We start from the raw sequence: 24,819 nt of genomic DNA on the forward strand, positions 1-24,819 counted from the left end.
GATGAAGTGACGGGTAAATCCCTTATCTTTTGAAGTGTCTGTGTTTATAACGCAGAAATCTAGGTGGTACCGCGGAAATCCGTCCTTATTCAGTTAAGGATGGATTTTTTTATTTTAAAGGAGTGGAAATATGGATACATCCGGAATGTCTCAAATTTTAAAAGAATTCAAAGCATCACTGGAAACAGTGGAAGATTCAAGAAGTCTGCAGGATTTAAAAGTCCAGTATCTCGGCAAGAAGGGTAAAGTGACAGGTCTGATGAAAGAGATGAAGAACCTGTCGAAAGAAGAGCGTCCTGAATACGGACAGAAGGTCAATGAACTGCGTGAAAGCATCGATTCTGCAATCAATGAGAAGAGTGAGGCGCTTGAAGCGGCTGCACTTGAAGAGAGGCTGGCGAATGAAACGCTCGACGTCACACTGCCGGGCCGTAAGTTCAACATCGGTTCCCAGCATCCGATTTCAAGGATCATCGAAGATATCGAAGATTTCTTCCTCGGCCTTGGTTATGAAATCCAGGAAGGCTATGAAGTGGAAACCGACTATTACAACTTCGAGGCGCTGAATCTGCCGAAGTCCCACCCGGCACGTGATATGCAGGATACGTTCTACATATCTGAAGAGATTTTGCTGAGAACACATACGTCTCCGGTTCAGGCACGTGTACTGGAAGAACGCCAGGGCAAGGAAGCGGTCAAAATCATCTGTCCGGGCAAAGTCTACAGACGTGACAGTGATGATGCGACGCACAGCCACCAGTTCACACAGATTGAGGGACTGGTCATCGATAAAAATATTCATATGAGTGACCTGAAAGGGACGCTTGAGCTGTTTGCGAAAGAAATTTTCGGTACAGAGCGTGAAATCAGGCTGCGTCCGAGCTTCTTCCCATTCACAGAGCCGAGTGTTGAAGTGGATATTTCCTGCTTCAAATGTAAGGGCAAAGGCTGCAACGTATGTAAAAATTCAGGATGGATAGAAATTCTGGGTGCCGGCATGGTGCATCCGAATGTGCTGGAGATGGCCGGCTATGATTCGAAGGAATACAGCGGCTTTGCATTCGGCATGGGGCCTGACCGTGTGGCGATGCTGAAGTACGGTATCGAGGATATCCGCCACTTATATACGAACGACTTGAGATTCATCAATCAATTTAAACAAACTGAAGACGGAGGCGAAAGAAATGAGAGTCTCTAAAGAATGGCTGAATGACTTTATTGAAATAAAAACCGATATTAATGAACTGTCGGAGAAAATTACGCGCGGCGGCATCGAAGTGGATGACATCATCGACTACACGGCGGACATCAAGAAACTGGTGATCGGCTACGTCGAGGAAGTGTCACAGCATCCGAATGCGGACAAGCTGAACATATGCCGTGTCAACACGGGCGAAGAAGTGAAGCAGATCGTCTGTGGTGCTGAAAACGTCAAGGCGGATACGTACGTCATCGTCTGCCAGGTCGGTGGACGTCTGCCGGGCGGCATAAAGATCAAAAAGGCGAAACTGCGCGGTGAAGTATCCGAAGGCATGATCTGTTCACTGGATGAAATCGGCATACCAAGTGAATATGTACCGAAGGAATACCAGGACGGCATCTTCATCTTCCAGGAAGAGCAGGAAGCGGGTGCTGACGCACTGCCTGCAGTTTTCCTCGATGACCAGGTGATGGAATTCGACCTGACACCGAACAGGAAAGATGCATTGTCGATGATCGGTGCGGCCTACGAGACGAAAGCACTGTTCGGCGGGGACGTGAAGACACCCGATGTCGATTTCATCGAAGTGGATGAGGCGGTGGATGTATCTGTAGTGAACGAGGACAGTGAAGCGGTCCCTTACTACAGCCTCCGTGTGGTCAAAGATGTGGAGATTGGACCAGCGCCGATATGGATGCAGATCCGACTGATCAAAGCGGGCATCCGTCCAATTAATAACGTCGTGGATATTTCCAACTACGTATTACTGGAGTACGGCCAGCCGCTCCATATGTTCGACTACGACAAAATCGGTTCCAGTGAAATCGTCACAAGGTTTGCCGAAGAAGGCGAGAAGATGACGACGCTTGATGATAAAGAGAGAAGCCTGAAGTCATCGGATATCGTCATTACAAACGGCAAAGCGCCGATAGCGCTTGCGGGTGTCATGGGCGGAGACTTCTCCGAAGTGACAGATGGGACGACGAATGTTGTCATTGAATCTGCGGTGTTCAATCCGGTTTCAATCAGAAAAACGAGCGGCAGACTGAACTTGAGAAGTGAAGCAAGCAGCCGTTTCGAAAAAGGCGTTTCCCATGAGTTTGTACTGCCTGCACTTGAAAGAGCCGCCTACCTGCTTGAGAAGTATGCAGGCGGGAAAGTTTCTAAGGGCTACAATGCCGACGGTGAACTGGATACGAGCAACTCAGTAATCGAAACATCACGCGACTTCATCAACAATAGACTGGGGATGACACTCGAAACTGCTGAAATTGAAGAGACATTGTCTAAGCTTGGTCTTGAAACCGTAGTGAACGGTGACGATCTTGAAATCAATGTTCCTTCAAGAAGGGATGACCTGCAGATCGCTGAAGACATCACTGAAGAAGTGGCACGTATATACGGCTATGACGCGCTGCCGACGTCACTTCCGAGATTTGAAAACATCACGCCTGGTAAACTGACCGACGAACAGAGCAAGCTCAGAATCATCCGTCATCAGCTGGAAGCGCTCGGTTTATCGCAGTCGATCAACTATGCACTGACAAGCAAGGAAAAAGCGACCCAGTTTACAGACCGCACAGACGGTTTGAAGCTGCTCATGCCGATGAGTGAAGACAGAGCCGTTCTTAGAAACAGCCTGATTCCACATCTGGTGGACAACGTCGTCTATAACAACAGCCGTCAGCAAAAAGATGTGCAGCTGTTCGAAGTGGGCAGGATCTTTATTTCCAAAGGTCAGGACACGCAGCCGGATGAAGTTGAAAAGCTCGGCGGAATACTGACGGGACAGATGAACCGTACAGACTGGCTCGGTTCCAATGTGCCTGCTGATTTCTATGCAGCAAAAGGTATATTGGACAGCGTATTTGAGAAGCTCGGTCTTCTGGATAACATCAACTATATCCCTGTTGAAGGCTATCCTGAAATGCACCCGGGCCGTACGGCGGATATTGCGCTCGGCGAAAGCAGAATCGGATTTGTCGGAGAACTGCATCCGAAGTATGAGAAAGACCACGATCTGAACCAGACGGTTGTCTTCGAAGTGAATCTTGACGAGCTGCTTGATGTGAAGCTCGGCAGCATCAAATATGAAGTGCTGCCTAAGTATCCGTCCATCTCGAGAGATATCGCCCTTGTCGCAGGAAGAGATGTGCCGGTCAGCACACTCGTTGATATTATCGAAGGTGCTGCGAATAAGTATCTCGTCGATGTGTATGTATTTGATGTGTATGACGGAGAGAACATAGAAGATGATAAGAAATCTGTTGCGATACGTCTGACGTACCTGAATAAGGAAGAGACGCTGACAGATGAAGCGGTTGAAGAGATTCACCAGCCGGTACTTGAAGCATTGAAAGAAGAAGGATTCGTGCTGAGAGGCTGATATAACGAAAAACCCCACTGAAATCATTATGATTCCAGTGGGGTTTTCGATTTGTATGGGATGGATAAATATCTGTAATCCGATTTGTATTATGATTTTAACTGCTTTAAATCGTTATCGATGTTGAATTCCGATTTGAAGCGGAGTTTATTGGCAGGCAAATCGATTTTATACCTTGAATCAGATTTGGGAAGCTATTTACTCTACTGCAAATCGTTTTGGAGGCCCAATTCCGATTTGTAGACTGGATATGACGGTTGCAAATCGATTTTAGTAGTTGATTACTTCAACAGCGCCTGGACTTTCTCTCTTGTCTTGAAGTGCTTTTTAGTGATGTTATCGACGAAGTCCATGCCGTTCTTTTTGGCAAGTTTAGCTGCGAATGCATCCACTTTTTTGCTTGCGCCTCTCGGCACTGTGTCTTTTAGAGACTTGTCGAGGTTCGCCATCTGTTCCAGGTATTTCGCCCGGGCGATGATGCTGGCGGCTGCGACGGCAAGTGATTTGCTTTCGGCTTTGGTTTCCTGGTGGATCTTATCCAGCATGAACGGCTCGGGTACGTATTTGTTATAGGCGTTCAATGTCGTAAACTGGTCAATCACGATTCTGTCCATCTTCTGTTGTTCTGTTTCGTCCAGTTTGTTGAATACATTTTTGATGCAGTGGTCGTGGAGGACCGCTTTCAGTTTGACGATGTTCCAACCTTCATCAATCTTTTTATTGTATGAAGGATTGTCGAGTACAACAAGTGAGTATGCGATTGTATGAATCAGGTCGCCGGCAATCTTTATCACTGTAGTGTTGGACAAGTTCTTTGAATCTTTGACGCCGAGTTCCTTCAATAGTGCGATTTTATCTTTCGGTACGTAGGCAGCACATACGGTCATCGGTCCGAAGTAATCTCCGACGCCGGCCTCATCACTGCCGATGGTGTTATGCAGGTCATAGTTCATATTATAAAAGTCCTTTATTATTTTCTAATTACTTTACTTGTGAAATCCATTGCTGATAAGTATAATAAATTAATGATAACATAATTTGTAGACAGTTTGGATAAAGGAGGCAGACACATTATGGCTGAATATAAAAATCGGATTTACGTTGACATAAACGATCAGCAGTATACTATAATCGGCAGGGATGAGCCGGAGCATATAAGACATATTGCAAATCTTGTCGACCAGAAGATGAAAGAAATCGGATCAAAAAGTGCTGGCCTGGATACGACGAGAAAAGCAGTGCTGACGGCTGTTAACGTAATGGATGATTACGTGAAATTAAAACAGGAATATGATGAATTAATAGAAAAACAATCTGACCAGGGACGAGACGTATGACTTTAATAATATTAATTTTACTTATAATTGGAATAGTAGTTGGATATAGAAGGGGCTTAGTACTGCAGTTTTTTCATCTGATCGGCACGATTGCCGCAGTGATCATTGCGGCACTTAACTTCGAGCACCTGGCTTCAAGGCTGGATCTTGTCCTGCCATATCCGTCGACGACAGAGACTCTGGCCAATCCAATCTTTCCAGACATAGTAAATGCAGAATACGCATATTATGACATGTCTGCATTTTTTGTAATTTTTATAGTGACAAAGATAGTCATCCAATTGATCGTCAGTGCATTTGATTACTTTCAGCAAATACCGGTTTTCGGTATCGTTGGCGAAATCATCGGGGCAATATTAGGTTTATTTGAAATCATATATGTTCTAGTAGTTATTCTATTTATGCTTTCGATGGTGCCGTTAGAATTTATCCAAACATCCATACAGGACTCCGGTCTTGCAAACTTCATATTGGAACACACATTTATCCTCTCCGACAAATTCATGGAGTGGTTACAAATCGAGTCATAGTGATATGGCTCTTTTTTTGGAGGAAATTATGACTAAAAAAGATATAATCAGACTACTTGAAAACATCGCAGTATACATGGAGCTCTCTTTGGAGAACCCATTTAAAGTGTCCGCCTACCGTAAAGCGGCACAGTCTATAGAAACGGACCCGAGATCACTGTCAGAGATTGATAAATTCGATGATATGAAAGGTATAGGAAAAGGGACCAATGATGTCATCGTTGAATACGTAGACACAGGAAAATCCACAGTACTGGACGAGCTTAAGGAAAGCGTACCTGCCGGACTTGTACAGATGACGAAAATCCCGACACTCGGTCCGAAGAAAATCGCGAAGATTTATAAGGCACTTGAAATCGATACGCTGGAAGGGCTGAAGAGTGCATGTGAAAATGAAGAAATCAGTGCTCTTCCGGGATTTGGCAAGAAAACGGAACAGAATATCAGTAAAGCTATCGACGATCTTTTAACACGTCCGGAGCGTTATGCAATCAACCAGATTCTCCGTTTCAGAGAAATCGTTGAAGCATTTTTGGAAGACAATGCCCATGTGTTGCGGTTCGATGTTGCAGGCAGTGCACGCCGTATGAAAGAAACGAGCAGGGACATCGACTATATACTGATCGCAGAAGATGTCGAAGCATTCACTAAAAATATACTTGAACAGGCGTTCGTAACAGAGACTGTAGCGAGTGGCGAGAAAAAATTATCCATCATCATTCAGGATGATATGCAGGACATCAACGTGGATTTCAGGTTTGTTACTGAAGAGGAATATTACTCGACACTGCATCATTTTACAGGGTCCAAAGACCATAATGTGAAGATGCGCCAGATTGCGAAATCCCGAAAAGAAAAAATCAGTGAATATGGTGTAGAATCGAACGGTGAAATGCTCACTTTCAATTCAGAGGAAGCATTCTACAACCATTTCGATTTGGACTTTATCCCGCCGGCAATGCGGGAAACCGGAGAAGAGACCGATCTCGACATCGGGGAAATTGTAACACTGGATGATATTAAAGGTGACATCCATATGCACACGGTTTACAGTGACGGTGCATTTTCAGTCAGAGAGATGGTTGAGGCGTGTATTGAAAAAGGATATGAATATATCGTCATTACGGATCACTCGAAAAGTCTGCGTGTCGCAAACGGACTGGATGAAAAAAGACTCATGACGCAAATCGAGGAAATCAGACAGATTAATGAAGAATATGATGAAATCGACGTTTATTCCGGAACTGAAATGGACATTTTAAAAGACGGCACGCTGGATTACTCAGATGATATGCTGAAGGAACTGGATTATGTCATTGCAGCGATCCATTCCAGCTTCCAGCAGACGGAAGAAGAGATCATGCACCGTCTGGAATCTGCATGCAGAAACCCTTATGTGAGACATATCGCGCATCCGACAGGCAGACTGATCGGCAGACGTGAAGGCTATCCTGTGGATATGGATCGTCTGATGGCACTCGCCCGTGAGACGAATACGGTACTTGAAGTGAATGCCAATCCGATGAGACTGGACATCAGTGCTGATGCAATGCGTCATCAGGATGTAAAATTGACCGTCAATACGGATGCTCACCATATGGACCATCTTGATTTCATGAAGTATGGTGTTGCGACACTTCAAAAGGGTTTCATTAAAAAAGAACAGGTCATCAATACGATGACGCGTGAAGAATTCCGTGAATTTATAAATAAGCAAAAATAGAGGTTTTAAAATGAATGATAGAACATTTAGAGCACTGGAGTTCGACAAAATACTATCTCAGTTGAAAGAGTTCGCAGTCAGTGATAAGACGAAACGGCTCATCAATCCGAAAATGGTTTCGAATGATATCGGCACCATCAGGCAGATGATTGATGAAATGGATGATGCGTCCACTATTTTAAGATACCGCAACGTTGAAATGGCAGGCATATCTGATGTTAAAGAACATGTCAACAGAGCGGTTATAGGCAGTATGCTGTCAATCAGTGACTTCAATGATATTAAGAATCTGCTTTTCAGAAAGCAGTCGTTGAATAAACTTTTCGAGGAATTCAACGAGGACGAGATTGAACTGGATGCGATCGGGCATTATATATTCGGTCTGCCGGACATCCATCATCTATATAAGAAAATTGTCAGTACAGTTGATGAGGCAACAGTACTTGACCATGCATCCGAAAATCTGCTCCGCATCCGTAAGAAAATCAATTCGGAAGAAGGAAAAATCAGAGAGAAAATGAACGATCTGATCCGCGGCAATCAGCAGAGGAAACTGAGTGACGGCATCATTACGATGAGAAACAACAGATATGTCGTACCGGTCAAAATCGAGTACCGTTCCGAGTTTAACGGTATTGTCCATGATATGTCGCAAAGCGGACAGACGGTCTACATGGAACCGATGGCGGTCGTACAGATGACGAACAGAATACAGGGGCTGAAAGACGACGAGGCGCTGGAAATAGAAAGAATCCTGTATGAGCTGAGTGCAGAGGCCGCTGAAGTGTCTGAAGAGTTGAAAATGATAGACGATCACCTTCATCATCTGGATATGGTATTTGCGAAAGCGAAATACGGCGCCTCCATCGGTGCTACAAAGCCGGAGATCAGTGACACAAAGACGGTTCATCTCCCTGCGGCGTTCCATCCGATGATAACGCCTGATGAGGTGGTTAAAAACGATATTACCATCGATGAAGGCTCGCTCGCAGTCATTATCACCGGTCCCAACACCGGCGGTAAAACAGTAACATTAAAAACGATCGGCCTTGCGCAATTGATGGCACAGTCAGGGATGCCCGTACCTGCAAGAGACGGGAGTATTTTGCCGATATTTAAAAAAGTTTACAGTGATATCGGGGACGAGCAGTCAATTGAACAGTCACTGTCCACTTTCTCAAGTCATCTGACAAATACAAAAGTGATCATCGATAATGCTGATGATGAAACGCTTGTGCTGCTTGATGAAGTCGGCGCGGGCACCGACCCTGAAGAAGGTGCTGCTTTGGCAATCGGAATTATAGAAGATCTGCTGGCCAAGCAATCGACATTGGTCGCAACGACGCATTACCCGCAGATTAAATCATTCAGCTATACACGTGATGATGTCATCAACGCAAGTGTTGAATTTGATGTCAATACATTATCACCGACATACCGTCTCCTGATGGGCATACCGGGAAGATCCAATGCATTTGAAATTTCAAATAAGCTCGGCTTGTCTCCATCAATCATCAACAGGGCGAAAGAGCTGGTTAAATCAGATTCGAAAGATGTCAATGATATGATTACAGCACTCGAAAATCATACTACGAATGCCCGGAAATATGAAGAAGAGACGCAGAGGGCCTTACAGGAAGCAGAAAAACTTCAGCAGGAATTGAATACTAACCATGAACAGTATCAGGAATATAAAGAGAAACTGCATAAAGAAGCGCGTAATGAAGCGAACAGAATTATAAAACAGAGTGAAATAAAAGCCGAGGAAATCATCGAAGAACTCAATAAGATGAAGGAAAGCGGCGCAAAAAATCTTGAAGAACATGAAATTATCGCCAAAAGAAAAAACTTAAGAGACAGCTATTATCAGGAATCGCTGAAACAGCAGATTGAAAACGAGAAAGTCGAAACATTCAATGTGGGTGACAACGTAGATGTCCTTTCTTACGGTCAAAAAGGTGAAATTTTATCTATAGAAAAAGATGAAGCGATTGTTCAGATGGGTATATTGAAAATTAATATCCCACTTAAAGAACTGAAAAAGAGAAAGAAAGAAAAAGTGACGCGGCCGGTGGCACGAAGAACCGGTAAAACGGCGGTTAAAAGCAGCCTTGACCTGCGCGGGCAGAGATATGAAGAAGCACTGATCAAACTGGATCAGTATCTGGACCAGGTGCTTCTCAGCAGCTACAGCCAGGTGGAAATCATTCACGGCAAAGGTACCGGTGCACTTCAAAAAGGAGTGCAGCAGCATCTGAAACAGCATTCAAGAGTCAAATCCTACAGGATGGGGCATCCGAATGAAGGCGGCTTCGGCGTCACCATTGTTGAAATGAAGTAGGTGAGCACTTGGATAATTTTGATATGCTTAAATTGGCTAAAGTTTTAATTGCAGTGGCAATAGTAATGTTTGTCGCCGGAATATTCTATTTATTGTTTTTAACTTAAAGCAATTCGATTGTGGACAAACTGACAATGAGTTATAATCAATTTATAAACTGGAAATAATGGAGGTATATAAACATGGCATTATATGATGTGAATGATTCGAATTTTAAAGAAGAAGTTGCGAATGGCGTAACTTTGGTTGACTTTTGGGCAACTTGGTGTGGACCATGTAAAATGATCGCTCCAGTACTTGAAGAAGTTGCGGTTGAGGTTGAAGGTAAAGCAAACATCGCTAAACTGGATGTGGATGCTAACGGCGCAACTGCAAGTGAGTATGAAGTAATGAGTATCCCGACTCTTATTCTTTTCAAAGATGGAGAGCCGGTTGATAAAGTTGTAGGTTTCCAGCCAAAAGAACAACTTGTAGCATTGATTGAAAAACACGCTTAAAAATTTAACCGCCTGCAATGGCGGTTTTTTTATATTTGTTCAGTTTAAAGAGGGATGACCATGACAGAATTAAAATTAAAACTTTCGGTACTGCCTACAGAACCCGGCTGTTATCTGATGAAGGATAAGTACGGGGAAATTCTTTATGTCGGCAAGGCCAAAAATTTAAGGAACCGTGTAAGGTCATACTTTACTGGTGCCCATGATGAAAAAACGATGCGTCTTGTTCGTGAGATAACAGATTTTGATTTTATAGTGACTTCAACAGAAGTGGAGTCACTGCTTTTGGAATTGAATCTGATTAAGAAACATTATCCGAGATATAATATTCTCCTGAAAGACGATAAAAGTTATCCATTCATCAAAATTACGAAAGAGAAACATCCCCGTCTGCTCGTCACCAGAACGGTAAAGCCGTCATCCGGGACTTATTTCGGACCGTATCCGAATGCTTACAGTGCCCATGAAACAAAGAAACTGTTGGACCGGATCTATCCGCTCAGAAAATGTAACACGATGCCGGATAAGCTGTGCCTCTACTATCATATCGACCAATGTCTCGGACCGTGCGTATATGATGTGAAGCAGGAACAGTATGATGAAATGATTAACGGAATCACCCGTTTCTTAAATGGTGAAACCGAACAGATCATGAATGATCTGAAAGAAAAGATGGAGGCGGCATCAGAAGCGCTTGAATTTGAAAAGGCGAAAGAATACCGGGATTTAAGAGGACATATTGAAAACACGATGATGAAGCAGAAGATGATGACCGCCGACATGACTTCAAGAGACGTATTCGGCTACAGTGTGTCAAAAGGGTGGATGTCGATTTCTGTGTTACTGATCAGGAACGGCAACCTGATAGAGAAAAAGGCCGATCTGTTCCCGATTCAGGATGATATCGAAGAAGAATTTTACAGATATATCGTTCAGTTCTATGATCTGAAATCGAGCCTGCTGCCTAAAGAAGTCCATATTCCTAAGGAATTTAATAAAGATATCATAACCGAAGTCGTCGAGTCGAAAGTTTTCCAGCCGCAGCGCGGTGCTAAAAAAGAGATGGTGGAACTCGCGATTAAAAATGCGAAGATAGCGATAGATAATAAATTCGACATCATCGAACGTGATGAAAGACGAACGGTCAAGGCAATCGAAGCACTCGGTGAAGCACTCGACATAGAGACGCCGATCCGTATTGAAGCTTTTGACAACTCGAATATACAGGGGGTGGATCCTGTCAGTGTAATGGTGTCTTTTGTCGACGGAAAACCGAGCAAGAAAAACTACAGGAAATACAAGATTAAAACAGTCGAAGATATTGATGACTATGCATCGATGGCAGAAGCTGTCAGAAGAAGGTATACAAGAGTGCTGAAAGAAAAGCTGCCTTTGCCGAATCTGATCATTGTCGATGGTGCGCTCGGTCATATGAACACGGTTAAAAGTGTACTGCTGGATGAGATGTCTCTGGATATTCCAGTTGCGGGACTTGCAAAAAATGATAAACACCAGACCGCGGAGCTGTTATTTGGTGACAACGGCGAAATTGTGCCGATGAAGAAAAACTCCCAGAGCTTCTATCTGCTGCAGCGCATACAGGATGAAGTGCACCGTTTTGCAATCAGTTTCCACAGAAGTATCAGAAGTAAATCACAATCCATGTCCGTACTCGATAACATTGAAGGCGTCGGCCCGAAAAGAAAACAGAAGCTGTTGAAACACTTTGGTTCGATAAAAAGAATGAAGGATAAAGAAGTGAATGACTTCATAGAAATAGGAATTCCCAAAAATGTTGCAGAGCATATTCTCGAGGGTATTAAGTAACTTTGCATGATTAAATTTTCACAATCTTTAAAAAAGCATGTCGATTAGACATCAAAGTGCCTTGATTTATAGTATCCTTAGGCGTAAAATAGAGATTGTGAAAATGTAACTTATAGTAGAGTTAGGGGGGAATTCAAGTGTCGAAACAAGATTCAAGTTTTTTAATACGCCGAATTCACTCGTTGCTTGGTGTTATTCCTCTGGGTGTCTTTTTAGTACAGCACCTGGTGGTTAACCACTTTGCAACTAGAGGCGAGGAAGAGTTCAATGCGGCGGCCGGTTTTATGGCTAATTTACCATTCGTAATATTCCTGGAGATTTTTGTTATTTATCTACCGATATTATTCCATGGTATTTATGGTATTTACATAGCTTTCACAGCCAATTATAAGTACGGTTATCCGAGTACGTTCCGTAATATCAGCTTTTTACTCCAAAGGGTATCTGGTGTGCTGGCTTTTATTTTCATAGCCATCCACGTGTATCAGACTAGAGTACAGGTATTCCTTGGTCATGATCTGGACTTTGACCTCGTTGCGGATATCGTAGCAAATCCGTTATGGCTGGTATTCTATATTGTGGGTATTCTTGCAACTGTTTATCATTTTGCGAACGGTTTATGGAGTTTCATGATTACATGGGGTATCACACAGTCGGACAAAGCCCAGAAATACATGGGTTATGCATCACTTCTTGTATTTGTTATAGTGAGTGTTATCGGTATCCAGGCAATATTAGCGTTTATTTAATTAGAGGAGTGTAAAACATGGCGAACAATAAAATCATCGTTGTCGGCGGTGGGTTAGCCGGCCTTATGGCGACGATTAAAGCAGCAGAAACAGGTGCTGAAGTTGATTTGTTTTCAATCGTACCTGTTAAAAGATCTCACTCTGTATGTGCCCAGGGCGGTATAAATGGAGCAGTCAATACAAAAGGTGAGGGAGATTCAACTGCTATACATTTTGACGATACGGTTTACGGCGGAGACTTTCTGGCAAACCAGCCCCCGGTAAAAGCAATGACTGATGCGGCGCCGGAAATCATTCACCTGCTGGACCGTATGGGTGTAACATTTAACAGAACCCCGGAAGGTCTTCTTGACTTCAGACGTTTTGGCGGTACTTTATACCACAGAACAGCATACGCAGGTGCAACGACGGGGCAGCAGCTGTTGTACGCACTTGATGAGCAGGTTCGTAAACACGAAGTTGACGGCCTGGTGAATAAGTACGAAGGATGGGAGTTCCTCGGCGTGGTACTTGATGATGAAGGTAAATCACGCGGTATTACTGCGCAGAAGATAGACAGCGGCGAGATTGAAACATTTAAATCCGACGCAGTCATCATGGCGACAGGTGGCCCCGGCATCATCTTCGGTAAATCTACTAACTCTATGATCAACACTGGTTCAGCAGCATCAGTCGTTTACCAGCAAGGTGCGATTTATGCGAACGGTGAATTCATTCAGATTCACCCGACTGCAATCCCGGGTGATGATAAACTCCGTCTGATGAGTGAATCAGCCCGTGGTGAAGGCGGAAGAATCTGGACATATAAAGACGGTAAACCTTGGTATTTCCTTGAAGAGAAATATCCGGACTATGGTAACCTGGTCCCTCGTGATATCGCAACACGTGAAATTTTCGACGTGTGTGTGAACCAGAAACTCGGTATCAACGGTGAAAACATGGTCTATCTTGACCTTTCACATAAAGATCCGCATGAGCTGGATGTTAAGCTTGGCGGTATCATCGAAATATATGAGAAATTTACAGGGGACGACCCTCGTAAAGTTCCGATGAAAATCTTCCCGGCAGTTCACTATTCAATGGGTGGACTGTACGTCGACTACAATCAGATGACAAACGTCCCCGGCTTATTCGCTTCAGGTGAGTGTGATTACTCACAGCACGGCGGTAACCGTCTTGGTGCGAACTCATTACTTTCTGCCATATATGGCGGTATGGTCGCGGGTCCTAAAGCAATCGAATATGTTAAAGAACTTGACCAGTCTTATGAAGACCTCGAAGATACTATATATGAAAGAGCGAAAAAGGCTGAAGAAGATAAATTTAATAATATCCTGAATATGGACGGCGAAGAAAATGCTTATGTCATCCATAAAGAGCTCGGTGAACTGATGACTGACAACGTAACCGTTGTAAGACACAACGACCGTCTTGAAGAAACGGATAAGAAAATTGTTGAGTTGATGGAACGCTATAAGAACATTAACATCAATGATACTAAGAAGTGGAGCAATCAGGCAGCATTCTTTACAAGACAGTTGTGGAACATGCTTGTACTGGCCCGTGTAATCACTATCGGTGCACTTAACCGTAACGAATCACGCGGTGCCCACTACAAACCGGATTTCCCGGAACGTAATGACGAAGAGTGGCTGAAAACTACTAAAGCGCATTTCGAAGGAAATCTGGAAGCACCAAGATTTGAGTATGAGGATGTAGATGTGAGCTTAATTACGCCGCGTAAACGTGACTACACTTCAAAATCTACAGGAGGTGCCAAAAAATAATGGCTGATAATAAAGTAATCAAGATAAATGTAAAGCGTCAGGAAAATCCTGAATCCAGTCCTTATTGGGAAGAGTTCGAAGTCGGCTACCGTGAGAATATGAACGTCATCAGTGCGCTGATGGAAATTCAGAGAAATCCTGTGAATTCAAAAGGTGACAAAACAACGCCTGTAACATGGGATATGAGTTGTCTGGAAGAAGTCTGCGGTGCCTGTTCAATGGTCATCAACGGTACAGCAAGACAATCATGTACGGCTCTGATCGACCAGTTCGAACAGCCGATCAAGCTTGAACCGATGTCAACATTCCCAATCGTCAAAGATTTGCAGGTTGACCGTTCATTCATGTTCGACAACTTGAAACGTGTTCAGGCATGGGTGCCGATTGACGGTACACACGATCTTGGTCCAGGACCGAGAATGCCTGAGAAAAAGCGTCAGACTGCATACGAACTTTCAAAATGTATGACGTGCGGTGTGTGTCTTGAAGTTTGTCCGAACGTCAATGACAAATCAAGCTTCATGGGTGCAGCAGCAATTTCACAAGTGAGATTGTTCAACTTACACCCGACAGGCAGCATGAACAAAGACGAGCGTCTGGATGCTCTTATGGGCGTCGGCGGCGTTGCTGAATGCGGTATGGCGCAAAACTGTGTTGAGGCGTGCCCGCAGGGTATTCCACTGACAACATCCATTGCTGCTATGCAAAGAGAAACAACTTTCCACATGTTCAAGTCGTTCTTCGGAAGCGACCACCAGGTGGATTAATGGACAGATTTTAGGAAGAGCTCAGGCTCTTCCTATTTTTTTATGCCGATTTACGATATAATTAATACAAAAATGATAGTAGGGACTGGAATTTATGGCAGATAAAGATTTGATCATTTCAATAGAAAAATCTATCAGGTATATTTCAGTACATGTCAGAGCGCATGGCCGTGAAATATTAAAAGAATATGAAATCTCTCCTCCACAGTTCGTTGCCCTGCAATGGGTGGGCGACAAAGAGGGCATAACGATTGGGGAACTGTCCAACAGAATGTATCTTGCGCACTCTACGACTACCGATATTGTGGATAAATTGGAAAAATTACAACTGGTGAAAAGATATAAATCCGAGAAGGACAAACGTCTTGTTCTTGTGAAGATGGAAAAGACAGGTAACGAAATCATCAATAAAGTCATCAATAAACGGATCTCCTATATTCGAGATATTACCGCCCACCTGGACAAAAAGGAACTCGACCTGTTACCTGAAGTTCTGGAGTCGATTTTGAGAGAAAGTGAAAAGCTTACTCATGGATAGACCAATCGGTGTCATGGATTCGGGTGTAGGCGGCATGACAGTGGTCAAAGAAATCGTCAGACAGCTACCTCATGAAAAAATTATGTATTTCGGTGATATTTCAAGATGTCCATATGGTGAGAAAAGCCAGGAAGATGTAAGGGATTATACCATTCAGATTGCTGATTATCTGGTGGATAAAGGTATTAAAATGCTTGTTATCGCCTGTAATACCGCAACTGCCGCGGCGCTGGAAATATTAAAGGAACGTCTGGATATTCCTGTTCTCGGAGTGATTCAGCCGGGCGCAAGAAGTGCTATCCAAAACAGTAAAAATGGGAAGGTGCTGGTACTGGCGACTTCAGGCACTGTAAAATCGAATGCATACAGTGATGCAATCACAGGCATCAACAGCGGTTTTTCCGTGTTGAGCCTGTCCTGTCCTAAATTTGTGCCGCTGGTTGAAGAATTGAGATATAAAGACGATGTGGTATCGGGCATCATCATCCATCAGTCTTTGAAGAGACACAGGCACACCGATGCTGATACAATTATATTGGGCTGTACACATTATCCTCTGCTGTCTGCCGGTATAAGGAATTATTTTAATAATGAAAAGAAAGTAATCGATTCCGGATATGAGACAGCCCGTGAAACAAGTACAATCCTGAACTATAATAATCTGCTGAGAACATCCGCGGAAGATATAGTGCACACGATATTGATCAATGGTGACAGCAGCCGTTTTGAATATGTTTTAAGAGACTGGCTGCCGGCACTGGATTATCAGATTCAAGAAATTAAATTGTAGGTGGAATAATGACTGGAAAAATAGTAATTGCAACAGGGAACCAAGGGAAGATAAATGATTTTAAGGCAGTATTCACAGATTATGAAGTCGTCGGCATCAAGGAGATGCTGTCAGACTTTGAAGTTGATGAAACTGCAGATACTTTCAGCGGCAACGCCATTTTAAAAGCGGAGGCGGCATCGGAGGCACTGGGTCTGCCTGTCATCAGCGATGATTCCGGATTATCTGTAAACGCACTGGAAGGTGCGCCGGGTGTTTATTCTGCAAGGTATTCCGGTATAAATGCAACGGATGAGCGAAATAACGAGAAACTGCTTGAAGCGTTGGAAGGCGTTACGGAAAGAAGTGCTTATTTTACTTGTGTCATAGCGCTCAGCATTCCTGGTGAAGAGACGAGAACGTATACGGGTAAATTGGAAGGCGAGATTCTCACTGAGCCTTTCGGTACTTTCGGTTTTGGATATGATCCTCTGTTCAAAACTTATGAGGGGATATATCTCGGCATGATTAACAGCAGCGAAAAAGGGAAGATAAGTCATAGAAGCAAAGCATTGAATGAACTGATGGAAGATAAAGAAGTCTTTGAAAAATTAACTTCAAATTAAAAGGAGAATTTTAATGAGAGTTTTAATTGTCAGTGACAATCATGGAGAGGAAGAAATCGTTCAAAGTGCATTGGACCATAATCCAGGTGACTTGAATATTCATCTGGGGGACAGTGAATTCACGTTTGATTATCATGAACTCGAAAAATTCAACAAAGTCAGAGGCAATGTGGATGATGACAACAGGTTCCCTGTAGAAGCGCATGATGAAGATTCGAATATATTCCTGACTCACGGGCATCTCTATAATATTAAGAGCGACCGTGAAGTACTGAGTGAGCGGGCGCTTGAGTTTGAAGCGAAGTATGCTTTATACGGGCACTCACACATTGCACTCACGGAGAATATTAATGGAGTATTTTGTATCAACCCCGGGAGTATTTCCATCCCGAAAGGTGAATGGGAAGCGAGCTACTGTGTACTCGATACAGAAAAAGACACGGTGCAGTATTTTAACAGAGCCCACGAAATGTTTGAAGAAGTGAATCTGTTGGATCTATAAGGATAGAAGGGGAGATAACACAATGTTATTTCCCTTTTTTATTCAATCAGGCGCCTCAGGAGCATTAGTGCAGTGAGGAAAATCAGAGTGACTGTGAAGATGTTCATCGTGATCTGTTTTTTCGTGTACAGTATAATGATGGTCAAGATGAATAGGCCGCTTAAAATTGAAAACAATACAGCATTCATATCGAATGAACTGTAGCGCATCGTTAAATAAAGTAAAGCGATGATTATAAAATATGTAGATAAAAAGATTTGGATTGGCTGTTTCATCGAATCCCCCCTTTATATTATGACAGGAGTGTTATTATCAGTATATTATATTTCGACGACGACTGTATAATGTGTAACACATTTGCGAAATGGATAGTGAAGATGGACCGCCGGGAAAAAATCTATTTTGCATCAATAAAAGAACTTGAAGATATTTTACCAAAAAATATAGACTCTGTAGTGTATTATTCAGATGATCTTTATATCAGAAGTGATGCAGTGATTGAAGTGCTGAATGATTCGGCAAATACTAAAGTGTTCAGTGCTTTAAAAGTGGTGCCTGTATGTTTAAGAAGCCGTCTGTATAATTTAATCGCGGGCAACAGACACCGCCTGAACAGAGGAGAAGCCTGTGAAATCAATCCGGAAGTCAGAAAAAGAATTATTTCATCATAAGAAGGTAAGTGAAGACAATGATTAGAATCAATATAGATGAGGATACGCAGTTGCGTGAACTGACCCAGCGGGATCGTAAAATGATATTTGAGGTCGTCAACAAGAATCGTGTGTATTTGAAAAGGTGGCTGCCGTGGCTGGACTATACAACCACCTCTCACAGATATGTGGCGATGATCAAGTCATGGCAGCAAAATATCGAGCTGGGTACAGGGATGGAACTCGGTTTGTTCTACAGGGACGAGTTTATTGGAATGTGCGGCTACACCTCAATCGATCCGAATTCCAAACGGGGGCAGATCGGTTACTGGATCAGCCGGGATTTCGAAGGACACGGCCTGATGAGAAAAAGTGTAGAGGTGACCGTTTCCTACGGATTTGATACGTTGGATTTGAACCGTATAGAAATTGTCTGCGGTGTGAACAATTTAAGGAGCCGCAAATTACCGGAGTCGCTCAATTTCACGGAAGAAGGTGTCATGAAGGAATATGAATTTCTCTATGACCACTTTCATGACTGCATTTTATACCGTATGCTGAAGAGTGAATGGCTTGCTCATGATGTTTAGACGGGTTTGATCAGTGGTATTGAAAGTTACACATTATATGAGAGGTGTTATATATGAGCGACGAAAGCAGAACAGAACAGGCTAAAGGTAATTTTAAAGAAACCATCGGCAATGTAACCGGTGATAAAGATTTGGAATCAGAAGGTAAAAAAGACAAGGGCTCAGGAAAAGCAAAAGAATTTGTCGAAGATGCCAAAAATAAGGCGAATGAAACCATCGATAAGTTTACGAAAGATGATAAAGACCGTTAGAACCATATAAAGTATGAGAGTGACCACTGAAAGCCAATACGGATTTCAGTGGTCTTTGCTGTATATGGGGAGGAGCGGCCGGAGTTGGAACTGAGTTCTAATAAGCCAGTGATTTTATATGGTGCATGCGATGGTGACATGAATTCGCATAACTTCGTAAATAATAACTTTTTATTCGAACTTAGAGCCGCACTTCGAATATCTCAGGAAACCACATGGGCTTATACGAATTCGGCCGTATTAATCTCATGTAAATAAAAAACTGCTCCCAATATGTTGGAAGCAGTAATAACGAGTGAGCGTCCCGAGAGGGGTTCGAACCCCCGACCTATGGCTTAGGAGGCCATTGCTCTATCCAGCTGAGCTACCGGGACAAAAAAACCCCAGTAAACCGATGTTTACCAGGGTATGTAAATTTAGAACTATTTTCTGTAGCGTCCCGAGAGGGAGATTACTAATCAGTCATACCAGTGGTTTAGGCTGTCGGTTGACAGAATATTGACCGACGTATTCTATTTTTAACTTTCAGTCACACTCAAATTATCCATGACATCTTTAGTTCTTCTAGACTCTATATTATCACGACTTTTAAATCTATGCTCATAAAATTGTCGTGTAATTGCTGGAGAGGCATGTCCGACCCTCTCTGATACATACCTAACATCCACTCCGTGATTAATTAGGTAAGTAATATGTGTATGCCTCAAAGAATGCATGATTTTATCATCAATCCCCGCCTTGATTAATAATCTTTTAAAAGTTCTATAAACAATAGAGTGAGAATAATTAAAGAGAGATCTACTCATATCAGTATCCATTTCAAATAATTTCTTTTTAATATACTTAGCATCTTCAGAAGATATATCGACTATTCGTTTTGCACTATCTGTTTTAGTACCATCAATCATTACTGTTTCATTTTTGAAATTAAAGTTAGAAATTTTCAGTCCATTAACTTCACTAAATCTCGCTCCGGTTACGCAAAGAATGTAGAGGAGCAACGCTTTCCTCCTAGGATCAGATTTTAACAAATCCAAGAACTTCTCATACTCATAATCCTCCATGTATTTAACGTGCTCTGGCATACCTTCTATTTCACTTGTGATGATCGCATTGAATGTAGGATCCTTATCTACCAAACCATCATAGATGGCTTGTCTGTAAGAGGCTTTGACGGGTTGGTGCTTCTTATCTATCGTGCCTTTTGTATAGTGTTCTCCTAAAAAGTTTAAATATGTTTGATATTCACTTTGTATTAGATCCTTTAATCTGAGGTTCTCTCCGAAATAATCATTGATATCCTTCTGTGCCCTCAAATACCTATTGTACGTTTTATAGGTTACCTTTTTCAACTTGTAAGTATCAACCCAATCCAAGAAGTAATCTTTAAATAACATGTTCATATTTTTAATTTCTGAATTTGATGGATTGCTGAGGATATCTTTGATCATCATATCCGCTTCTTTTTTAGTTGCTAATCCTCTCTTCCTATAACGTTTGTGCTGATAGGTGAAGTCAAATCCCCATCTGCCATTAATCTTTTTTGGTTTCATTTATATCCTCCTCAATATATTTTGAGTTTGGCAACAAACATTTCAAGCCTTTTTAATGCCAGGTTAAATGGCACTTTAAAGTAGGCTGCTAAATCTGCAGCTTCATATAATTCATATCTTTTAATCAGGTGTCCAGGCATCATCAATAAGATTGCGAATTTATCAGCCTGACTTTCCTGGTATTCATTAAACATCCTAGTCATGCAATACTGCTTTGTAGAGTGGAGCATCATGTGACCCAACTCATGACAAAATGCCAACCACATTTCGTAAGAGGTATTACGTCTCAATAAAATAATGTCGTTACCTTGATATCGTACATAGCAATCGGAATCTTCATTAAATCCAATTTTTATATCAAGAACATGTGCTAAATGCTCAATTTTCAAATCACTAAAATCACAAATATATTTTTCTGCTAACTGATCTACCACTTCATCAACACTCATGTAATCCCCCTTGATTCAAATTAGAACATATGTTCTATTTAAAGTCTAAAAAAGTACCGACCACCAATAAAACCAGTGGTCAGCCGGTTAAAATTTATTAAATTCCTGGATGAGCAAACCAATAATTAGCTGCTCCATCTATCTTATCTATAACCATAATTTTATCATCAGATAATTCATCTAATATCTCTTGGGTAAATTCAGCTTCATAACCTGTTTGTAAATTTGAGTTACCATATTTATCAATAAACTCCATCTCCACTTTAATGTTTATAAAACCATAGTTATGACCAGAATCTTTTAAGGCATAGACAACATCTGCAATATCGCTCTTAGCACTCTTTTCAACTCCCCACAAATACCCTGTACCATCTATAGTGACTTTGGGTTGAAACAATTCTCCGTCTTTTTCTACAGTTATCTCTTTTATATCGTCATTAGACTCTTCAATAATTGTTTTTATATCTTCTTCAGGGGAGATATCTTTATTTTTATCTTTTTCATCTGAAGAAGTCGTTTTTGAATCGGGTTCATCTTCCTTTCCTTCATTCTCTTTGGTGACTTCAGAATTTAACTGAGCCAACTCTTCGTTTTCTTTCTCCAATTCTTCTATCGAATTCTCTAATTCATCAATCTTAGGTTGAAGTATTTCAGATTTGCTTTCCTTTTCTGATAACACTTTTATTTCTTCGTCCTTACCTTCTATGATTTCCTGCTTCTCGCTAATATCATTTTCTAGCTCCGTGATAATACTATCCGAACCAGTAACGTCAACTTGCTCATTGCTGTTTAACGTTTCAATCTCTTCATTAAGAGCAGCTACTTCTTTTTCCAGTTCGGATACTTCCCCTTCATACTCTTCGATACTTACTTCATGAGCTCTTATCTCAGTTCTTTGTTGTGTCATGACTTTACTTTCATCAGTTAGTGTAGTCCCGAAGAAAACGAATAGAAGAAATGAAGCGAGGAGTAATCCACCAGATATATATGCATTCTTTTTCCAATTTTTCTTTCTTAATATAGAAATTAAAGTTAGAACAAAGAATATAGCAAAGGCTATGAAACTGAATAATAGCATGAAGAAAATTACCATATCCATCTACATTCTCCTTTTATGTTTAATATTTACATCCTATTATATATAAGAGGATAGCATTTAACTATCTTTATTTTCTCTATGTACTAAAAATTCTATCTGCTCATTGATAGTTTGCCTGATCGCTTCTTGTTTTTCTGGCGGCAAATCATAAAAACCCTCTATATCTTTAAACATGATCGCTTCAGCTTCAGAGAAATGATCTCTGGGTTCAACTTCGTCATTTCCTAGTAAATAGTCAGTTGTAACATTGAAGAGTTTCGAAATAAGCACAAGCATTTCGTTATCGGGATTCCTGTGTCCATACTCATAACTAGAGTAAGTACTACCTGCTATACCTAATCTTTTAGCAGTCTCAGTTTTAGTCCATCCCTTTTTCTCTCTTTCCTTAATCAATCTCTTCTCATTCATAATGACTCCTGCTTTCATGAATTGTACTGTACATTAATTATATTCTAATTACTCGTAAAGAGAAATATATTTTACGAAAAGAGTAAATAAATGTTGACTTACTCAAATCGAGTGATATAATAAACTTATAAGTTACTCAAAACGAGTAATTAATCGGTTGTCGATATGAAGGTTATTAAGCGAAAGCGAGCGATGATATGAGCCGCACCTTAAAACATACAATGGTCATTGCGACGATGTAACCTTGATGTGGGCAACCGATAGAAAGGAGGGCATTATGGCTCATACTCTGGAAGAAATTAGAAAGGCTAAAGGCATCACCCAAAAGCATGTAGCGATGCAACTAGGATACAAGTCATCATCCCATTATAGTCAGATAGAAAAAGACAAAGACTATGTTCCTCGCCTGGATATGGCTTACAAATTGTCTGAGATACTCGGCGAACCACTAGACGTCTTGTTTCCTAACGAAAAAATTTTAGATTGAATTTACTCGAATCGAGTAGATAGGAGGAGTTAGATGAATCAGTTACAAGTATTTGAACAGGATGGAGAACTTTATACAGATAGCAGAGAAGTTGCAGTGATGACCGAAAAGAGGCACTCAGACTTATTACGAGATATAGAAAATTACAAGAGTGCAATTTTACAAAACGCAAATCTGCGTTCTGATGATTTCTTCATAGAAAGTCATTATCAGGCGGGCACCGGAAAAATGTATAAGAACTACCTACTCACTAAAAAGGGTTGTGACATGGTCGCCAATAAAATGACCGGAGAAAAAGGCATCCTTTTCACAGCAATGTATGTGGATCAGTTTTACAAAATGGAGAGCTACATCAAATCAAAAGAGTATAGTTTGCCAACAACTACAGAAGGCGTTCTTGAATTATTCTTCAAAATGCACAAAGAAGATAGAGAAGTTATTAAGGAGATTAAACATGATATGCGAAACATCCGAGAAATAGTATCTCTCGATAGTAAAGACTGGAGAAACGATACAAATAAAGTGATTAATCGAATCGCTCAAACTTTGGGGGGCGGCATGTATCACAAGGATGTGAGAAGCGAGGCATATCAGAACTTGGAGACGAAAGGTCGCTGCAATCTTGATCTACGTGTCAACAACCGAAAGGCTAAGGCGCTTGCTAACGGACTATCAAAGACTGCTGTTCAGAAAATTTCTAAGTTAGATGTAATTGCAGAAGAACCGAGGTTAATTGAAATCTATATTTCTGTAGTACAAAAGATGGCGATCAAGTATGGTATCAACTTCGATGAATTAGAGCAATAAAACTCAAAGAGGAAAGAGTATTGCTCTTGTGAGGTTGAGTAAGCGCTGACCAGGCATTCAATCAATAAATTAAACAAATAACTATGTATTCAATTTACCAATCATCCAAGTAAACATACAACCATTAAAAATATACGGGGAGGAAACTTAATGAAACAGTCCATTTCAAATTTCAGAAAAAGAACGGATGTTACTCAAGAAGCAATCGCTATTGATTTAGGAACTAATAAGTCGAATATTTCCAACATTGAAGCAGGCAGAAGAACTGGATCAATGAGCCTATATGAAAAAGCTTTTAAGAACAATGATGACCCTTACTTTCTAAATGACTTAGTTTTCGAATCGACCTCTGGTTATGGAGTGCCAACGCCGAGTGACGAAGTGTACTGTGATCACCGCTTATCCATCAGGTACAGGTTACGCAAAGAAATAGCAGAAATGCAGGAAGCTCTGAAGAATCATCGATTAGATAAGCATCCAGAACATCTGACAGAAGAGGAGCAAGAGCAGGTTAAATTAATCGTCTCTGAAATGTTAGATGCGGCATTCGAACTAAATGCAATGTTGATGAAGCTCTCAGAGGATTACTCGTTCATTAACTTAAGAAAAGTATCTAAAAACAGAAACTTGAGATACCGAATAGAAAAACGTATTGGAAGGTGATTGCTATGGCACAAACAATTGTCATCGAATCGAAGGACCAGCTTATTGAAATGTTCAAGGAAGTGGCAACTGAGATTAGCAAGGATGAAAGGCTTTACGCAGATACCAAACAATTCTCTGAAGAGGTAGGGCTGACACTAGGATTTTTTAAAGAACATATATTACACCATCCAGATTTCTCGAAATGTGTAATTCAAATGGAGAGAAAGTTCTACATTAAACGATTTGAAGGTCGTGAGGTGTTACAAAAAATAATGGACGAATACAGAAAGTAGGGGTTAA

The 24,819-nt window shown here is 41.5% G+C and carries 28 protein-coding genes and 1 tRNA gene; 22 read left to right on the top strand and 7 right to left on the bottom strand.

Translation table 11 applies throughout. The features are described from left to right. The first annotated feature begins 145 nt into the window (after positions 1-145). Both pheS and pheT read left to right on the top strand, forming a co-directional pair. Entirely contained in the window at positions 146-1,198 is a 1,053-nt protein-coding gene (pheS, locus tag BO48_RS06755) for a phenylalanine--tRNA ligase subunit alpha (protein ID WP_496366820.1), read from the top strand. Beyond that, positions 1,185-3,587, top strand: a complete 2,403-nt coding sequence (gene pheT, locus BO48_RS06760) for a phenylalanine--tRNA ligase subunit beta (protein ID WP_496366665.1) — start codon at positions 1,185-1,187, stop codon at positions 3,585-3,587. Before pheS ends, pheT begins: the two co-directional genes overlap by 14 nt. Before the next feature lie 281 nt (positions 3,588-3,868). On the opposite strand, the gene rnhC is transcribed toward pheT, so the two are convergent. Beyond that, complete coding sequence (gene rnhC, locus BO48_RS06765) at positions 3,869-4,540, bottom strand: ribonuclease HIII (RefSeq protein ID WP_496366666.1); 672 nt, start codon at positions 4,538-4,540, stop codon at positions 3,869-3,871. A 120-nt stretch (positions 4,541-4,660) separates the two neighbouring features. Here rnhC and zapA point away from each other — a divergent pair, with 120 nt between their 5' ends. The 13 genes from zapA (at position 4,661) to BO48_RS06830 (ending at position 17,580) form a co-directional block, all read left to right on the top strand. Then, positions 4,661-4,924 carry a cell division protein ZapA gene (gene zapA, locus BO48_RS06770; protein ID WP_052256141.1) on the top strand — a complete coding sequence of 88 codons (264 nt, stop codon included), beginning with the start codon at positions 4,661-4,663 and terminating at the stop codon, positions 4,922-4,924. Next, entirely contained in the window at positions 4,921-5,454 is a 534-nt protein-coding gene (locus tag BO48_RS06775; RefSeq protein WP_496366667.1) for a CvpA family protein, read from the top strand. The genes zapA and BO48_RS06775 overlap by 4 nt, the downstream gene beginning before the upstream one ends. Before the next feature lie 28 nt (positions 5,455-5,482). Continuing rightward, on the top strand, positions 5,483-7,177 hold the full coding sequence (gene polX, locus BO48_RS06780) for a DNA polymerase/3'-5' exonuclease PolX (RefSeq protein ID WP_496366668.1): 1,695 nt from the start codon (positions 5,483-5,485) through the stop codon (positions 7,175-7,177). Positions 7,178-7,187: 10 nt separating this feature from the next. Continuing rightward, on the top strand, positions 7,188-9,518 hold the full coding sequence (locus BO48_RS06785; protein WP_496366669.1) for an endonuclease MutS2: 2,331 nt from the start codon (positions 7,188-7,190) through the stop codon (positions 9,516-9,518). A gap of 182 nt (positions 9,519-9,700) precedes the next feature. Then, positions 9,701-10,015, top strand: a complete 315-nt coding sequence (gene trxA, locus BO48_RS06790) for a thioredoxin (RefSeq protein ID WP_496366670.1) — start codon at positions 9,701-9,703, stop codon at positions 10,013-10,015. A 60-nt stretch (positions 10,016-10,075) separates the two neighbouring features. Continuing rightward, positions 10,076-11,842, top strand: a complete 1,767-nt coding sequence (uvrC, locus tag BO48_RS06795; protein ID WP_496366671.1) for an excinuclease ABC subunit UvrC — start codon at positions 10,076-10,078, stop codon at positions 11,840-11,842. A gap of 137 nt (positions 11,843-11,979) precedes the next feature. Further along, positions 11,980-12,591 (top strand): succinate dehydrogenase cytochrome b558 subunit, encoded by a 612-nt coding sequence (locus BO48_RS06800; protein WP_496366672.1) that lies wholly within the window; start codon positions 11,980-11,982, stop codon positions 12,589-12,591. 17 nt (positions 12,592-12,608) lie between these two features. Further along, complete coding sequence (gene sdhA, locus BO48_RS06805; RefSeq protein ID WP_496366673.1) at positions 12,609-14,378, top strand: succinate dehydrogenase flavoprotein subunit; 1,770 nt, start codon at positions 12,609-12,611, stop codon at positions 14,376-14,378. Continuing rightward, the gene (gene sdhB, locus BO48_RS06810) at positions 14,378-15,145 is read left to right on the top strand and encodes a succinate dehydrogenase iron-sulfur subunit (protein ID WP_496366674.1); all 768 of its coding nucleotides are present in this window, start codon (positions 14,378-14,380) and stop codon (positions 15,143-15,145) included. The genes sdhA and sdhB overlap by 1 nt, the downstream gene beginning before the upstream one ends. Before the next feature lie 94 nt (positions 15,146-15,239). After that, entirely contained in the window at positions 15,240-15,683 is a 444-nt protein-coding gene (locus BO48_RS06815) for a MarR family winged helix-turn-helix transcriptional regulator (RefSeq protein WP_496366675.1), read from the top strand. Then, positions 15,676-16,473 (top strand): glutamate racemase, encoded by a 798-nt coding sequence (racE, locus tag BO48_RS06820; RefSeq protein ID WP_496366676.1) that lies wholly within the window; start codon positions 15,676-15,678, stop codon positions 16,471-16,473. The genes BO48_RS06815 and racE overlap by 8 nt, the downstream gene beginning before the upstream one ends. An 8-nt stretch (positions 16,474-16,481) precedes the next feature. Then, positions 16,482-17,078, top strand: coding sequence for an RdgB/HAM1 family non-canonical purine NTP pyrophosphatase (gene rdgB, locus BO48_RS06825; protein ID WP_496366677.1), 597 nt, complete (start codon positions 16,482-16,484; stop codon positions 17,076-17,078). Positions 17,079-17,091: 13 nt separating this feature from the next. Then, entirely contained in the window at positions 17,092-17,580 is a 489-nt protein-coding gene (locus BO48_RS06830; RefSeq protein WP_496366678.1) for a YfcE family phosphodiesterase, read from the top strand. A gap of 38 nt (positions 17,581-17,618) precedes the next feature. Here the strand turns inward: BO48_RS06830 and BO48_RS06835 are convergent, their stop codons facing one another. Next, on the bottom strand, positions 17,619-17,855 hold the full coding sequence (locus tag BO48_RS06835) for a hypothetical protein (protein ID WP_496366679.1): 237 nt from the start codon (positions 17,853-17,855) through the stop codon (positions 17,619-17,621). Between BO48_RS06835 and BO48_RS06840 the strand changes: the two genes are divergently transcribed. The 3 genes from BO48_RS06840 to BO48_RS06850 are packed head-to-tail and all read left to right on the top strand — an operon-like array spanning position 17,838 to position 19,071. Then, the gene (locus BO48_RS06840) at positions 17,838-18,251 is read left to right on the top strand and encodes a thiol-disulfide oxidoreductase DCC family protein (RefSeq protein ID WP_496366680.1); all 414 of its coding nucleotides are present in this window, start codon (positions 17,838-17,840) and stop codon (positions 18,249-18,251) included. The genes BO48_RS06835 and BO48_RS06840 overlap by 18 nt on opposite strands. A gap of 17 nt (positions 18,252-18,268) precedes the next feature. Then, entirely contained in the window at positions 18,269-18,820 is a 552-nt protein-coding gene (locus tag BO48_RS06845; RefSeq protein ID WP_496366821.1) for a GNAT family N-acetyltransferase, read from the top strand. 53 nt (positions 18,821-18,873) lie between these two features. Then, positions 18,874-19,071 carry a CsbD family protein gene (locus BO48_RS06850; protein ID WP_496366681.1) on the top strand — a complete coding sequence of 66 codons (198 nt, stop codon included), beginning with the start codon at positions 18,874-18,876 and terminating at the stop codon, positions 19,069-19,071. 300 nt (positions 19,072-19,371) lie between these two features. On the opposite strand, the gene BO48_RS06855 is transcribed toward BO48_RS06850, so the two are convergent. The 5 genes from BO48_RS06855 to BO48_RS06875 all read right to left on the bottom strand — a co-directional run bounded on the left by BO48_RS06855 (position 19,372) and on the right by BO48_RS06875 (position 22,580). Then, a tRNA-Arg gene (locus tag BO48_RS06855) sits at positions 19,372-19,445 on the bottom strand. A gap of 144 nt (positions 19,446-19,589) precedes the next feature. Further along, positions 19,590-20,624: a tyrosine-type recombinase/integrase gene (locus tag BO48_RS06860; protein WP_496366682.1), complete on the bottom strand. Its 1,035-nt coding sequence runs from the start codon at positions 20,622-20,624 to the stop codon at positions 19,590-19,592. An 11-nt stretch (positions 20,625-20,635) separates the two neighbouring features. Then, positions 20,636-21,073 (bottom strand): ImmA/IrrE family metallo-endopeptidase, encoded by a 438-nt coding sequence (locus tag BO48_RS06865; RefSeq protein WP_496366683.1) that lies wholly within the window; start codon positions 21,071-21,073, stop codon positions 20,636-20,638. 97 nt (positions 21,074-21,170) lie between these two features. Further along, positions 21,171-22,172 carry a hypothetical protein gene (locus BO48_RS06870; protein ID WP_496366684.1) on the bottom strand — a complete coding sequence of 334 codons (1,002 nt, stop codon included), beginning with the start codon at positions 22,170-22,172 and terminating at the stop codon, positions 21,171-21,173. Between the two features lie 57 nt (positions 22,173-22,229). After that, a complete protein-coding gene (locus tag BO48_RS06875; protein ID WP_496366685.1) occupies positions 22,230-22,580 on the bottom strand; it encodes a helix-turn-helix domain-containing protein in 351 nt (116 codons plus the stop codon). A 277-nt stretch (positions 22,581-22,857) separates the two neighbouring features. On the opposite strand from BO48_RS06875, the gene BO48_RS06880 reads away from it, so the two are divergent. The 4 genes from BO48_RS06880 (at position 22,858) to BO48_RS06895 (ending at position 24,812) form a co-directional block, all read left to right on the top strand. After that, positions 22,858-23,067: a helix-turn-helix transcriptional regulator gene (locus BO48_RS06880; protein WP_496366686.1), complete on the top strand. Its 210-nt coding sequence runs from the start codon at positions 22,858-22,860 to the stop codon at positions 23,065-23,067. A gap of 33 nt (positions 23,068-23,100) precedes the next feature. Beyond that, positions 23,101-23,874, top strand: coding sequence for a Rha family transcriptional regulator (locus tag BO48_RS06885; RefSeq protein WP_496366687.1), 774 nt, complete (start codon positions 23,101-23,103; stop codon positions 23,872-23,874). A gap of 150 nt (positions 23,875-24,024) precedes the next feature. Next, positions 24,025-24,537: a hypothetical protein gene (locus BO48_RS06890; RefSeq protein WP_496366688.1), complete on the top strand. Its 513-nt coding sequence runs from the start codon at positions 24,025-24,027 to the stop codon at positions 24,535-24,537. Positions 24,538-24,542: 5 nt separating this feature from the next. Continuing rightward, positions 24,543-24,812 (top strand): hypothetical protein, encoded by a 270-nt coding sequence (locus tag BO48_RS06895; protein WP_496366689.1) that lies wholly within the window; start codon positions 24,543-24,545, stop codon positions 24,810-24,812. The last annotated feature ends 7 nt before the right edge of the window (positions 24,813-24,819 follow it).

The sequence above is a fragment of the Lacicoccus kunmingensis DSM 17847 genome (genome assembly GCF_059568765.1).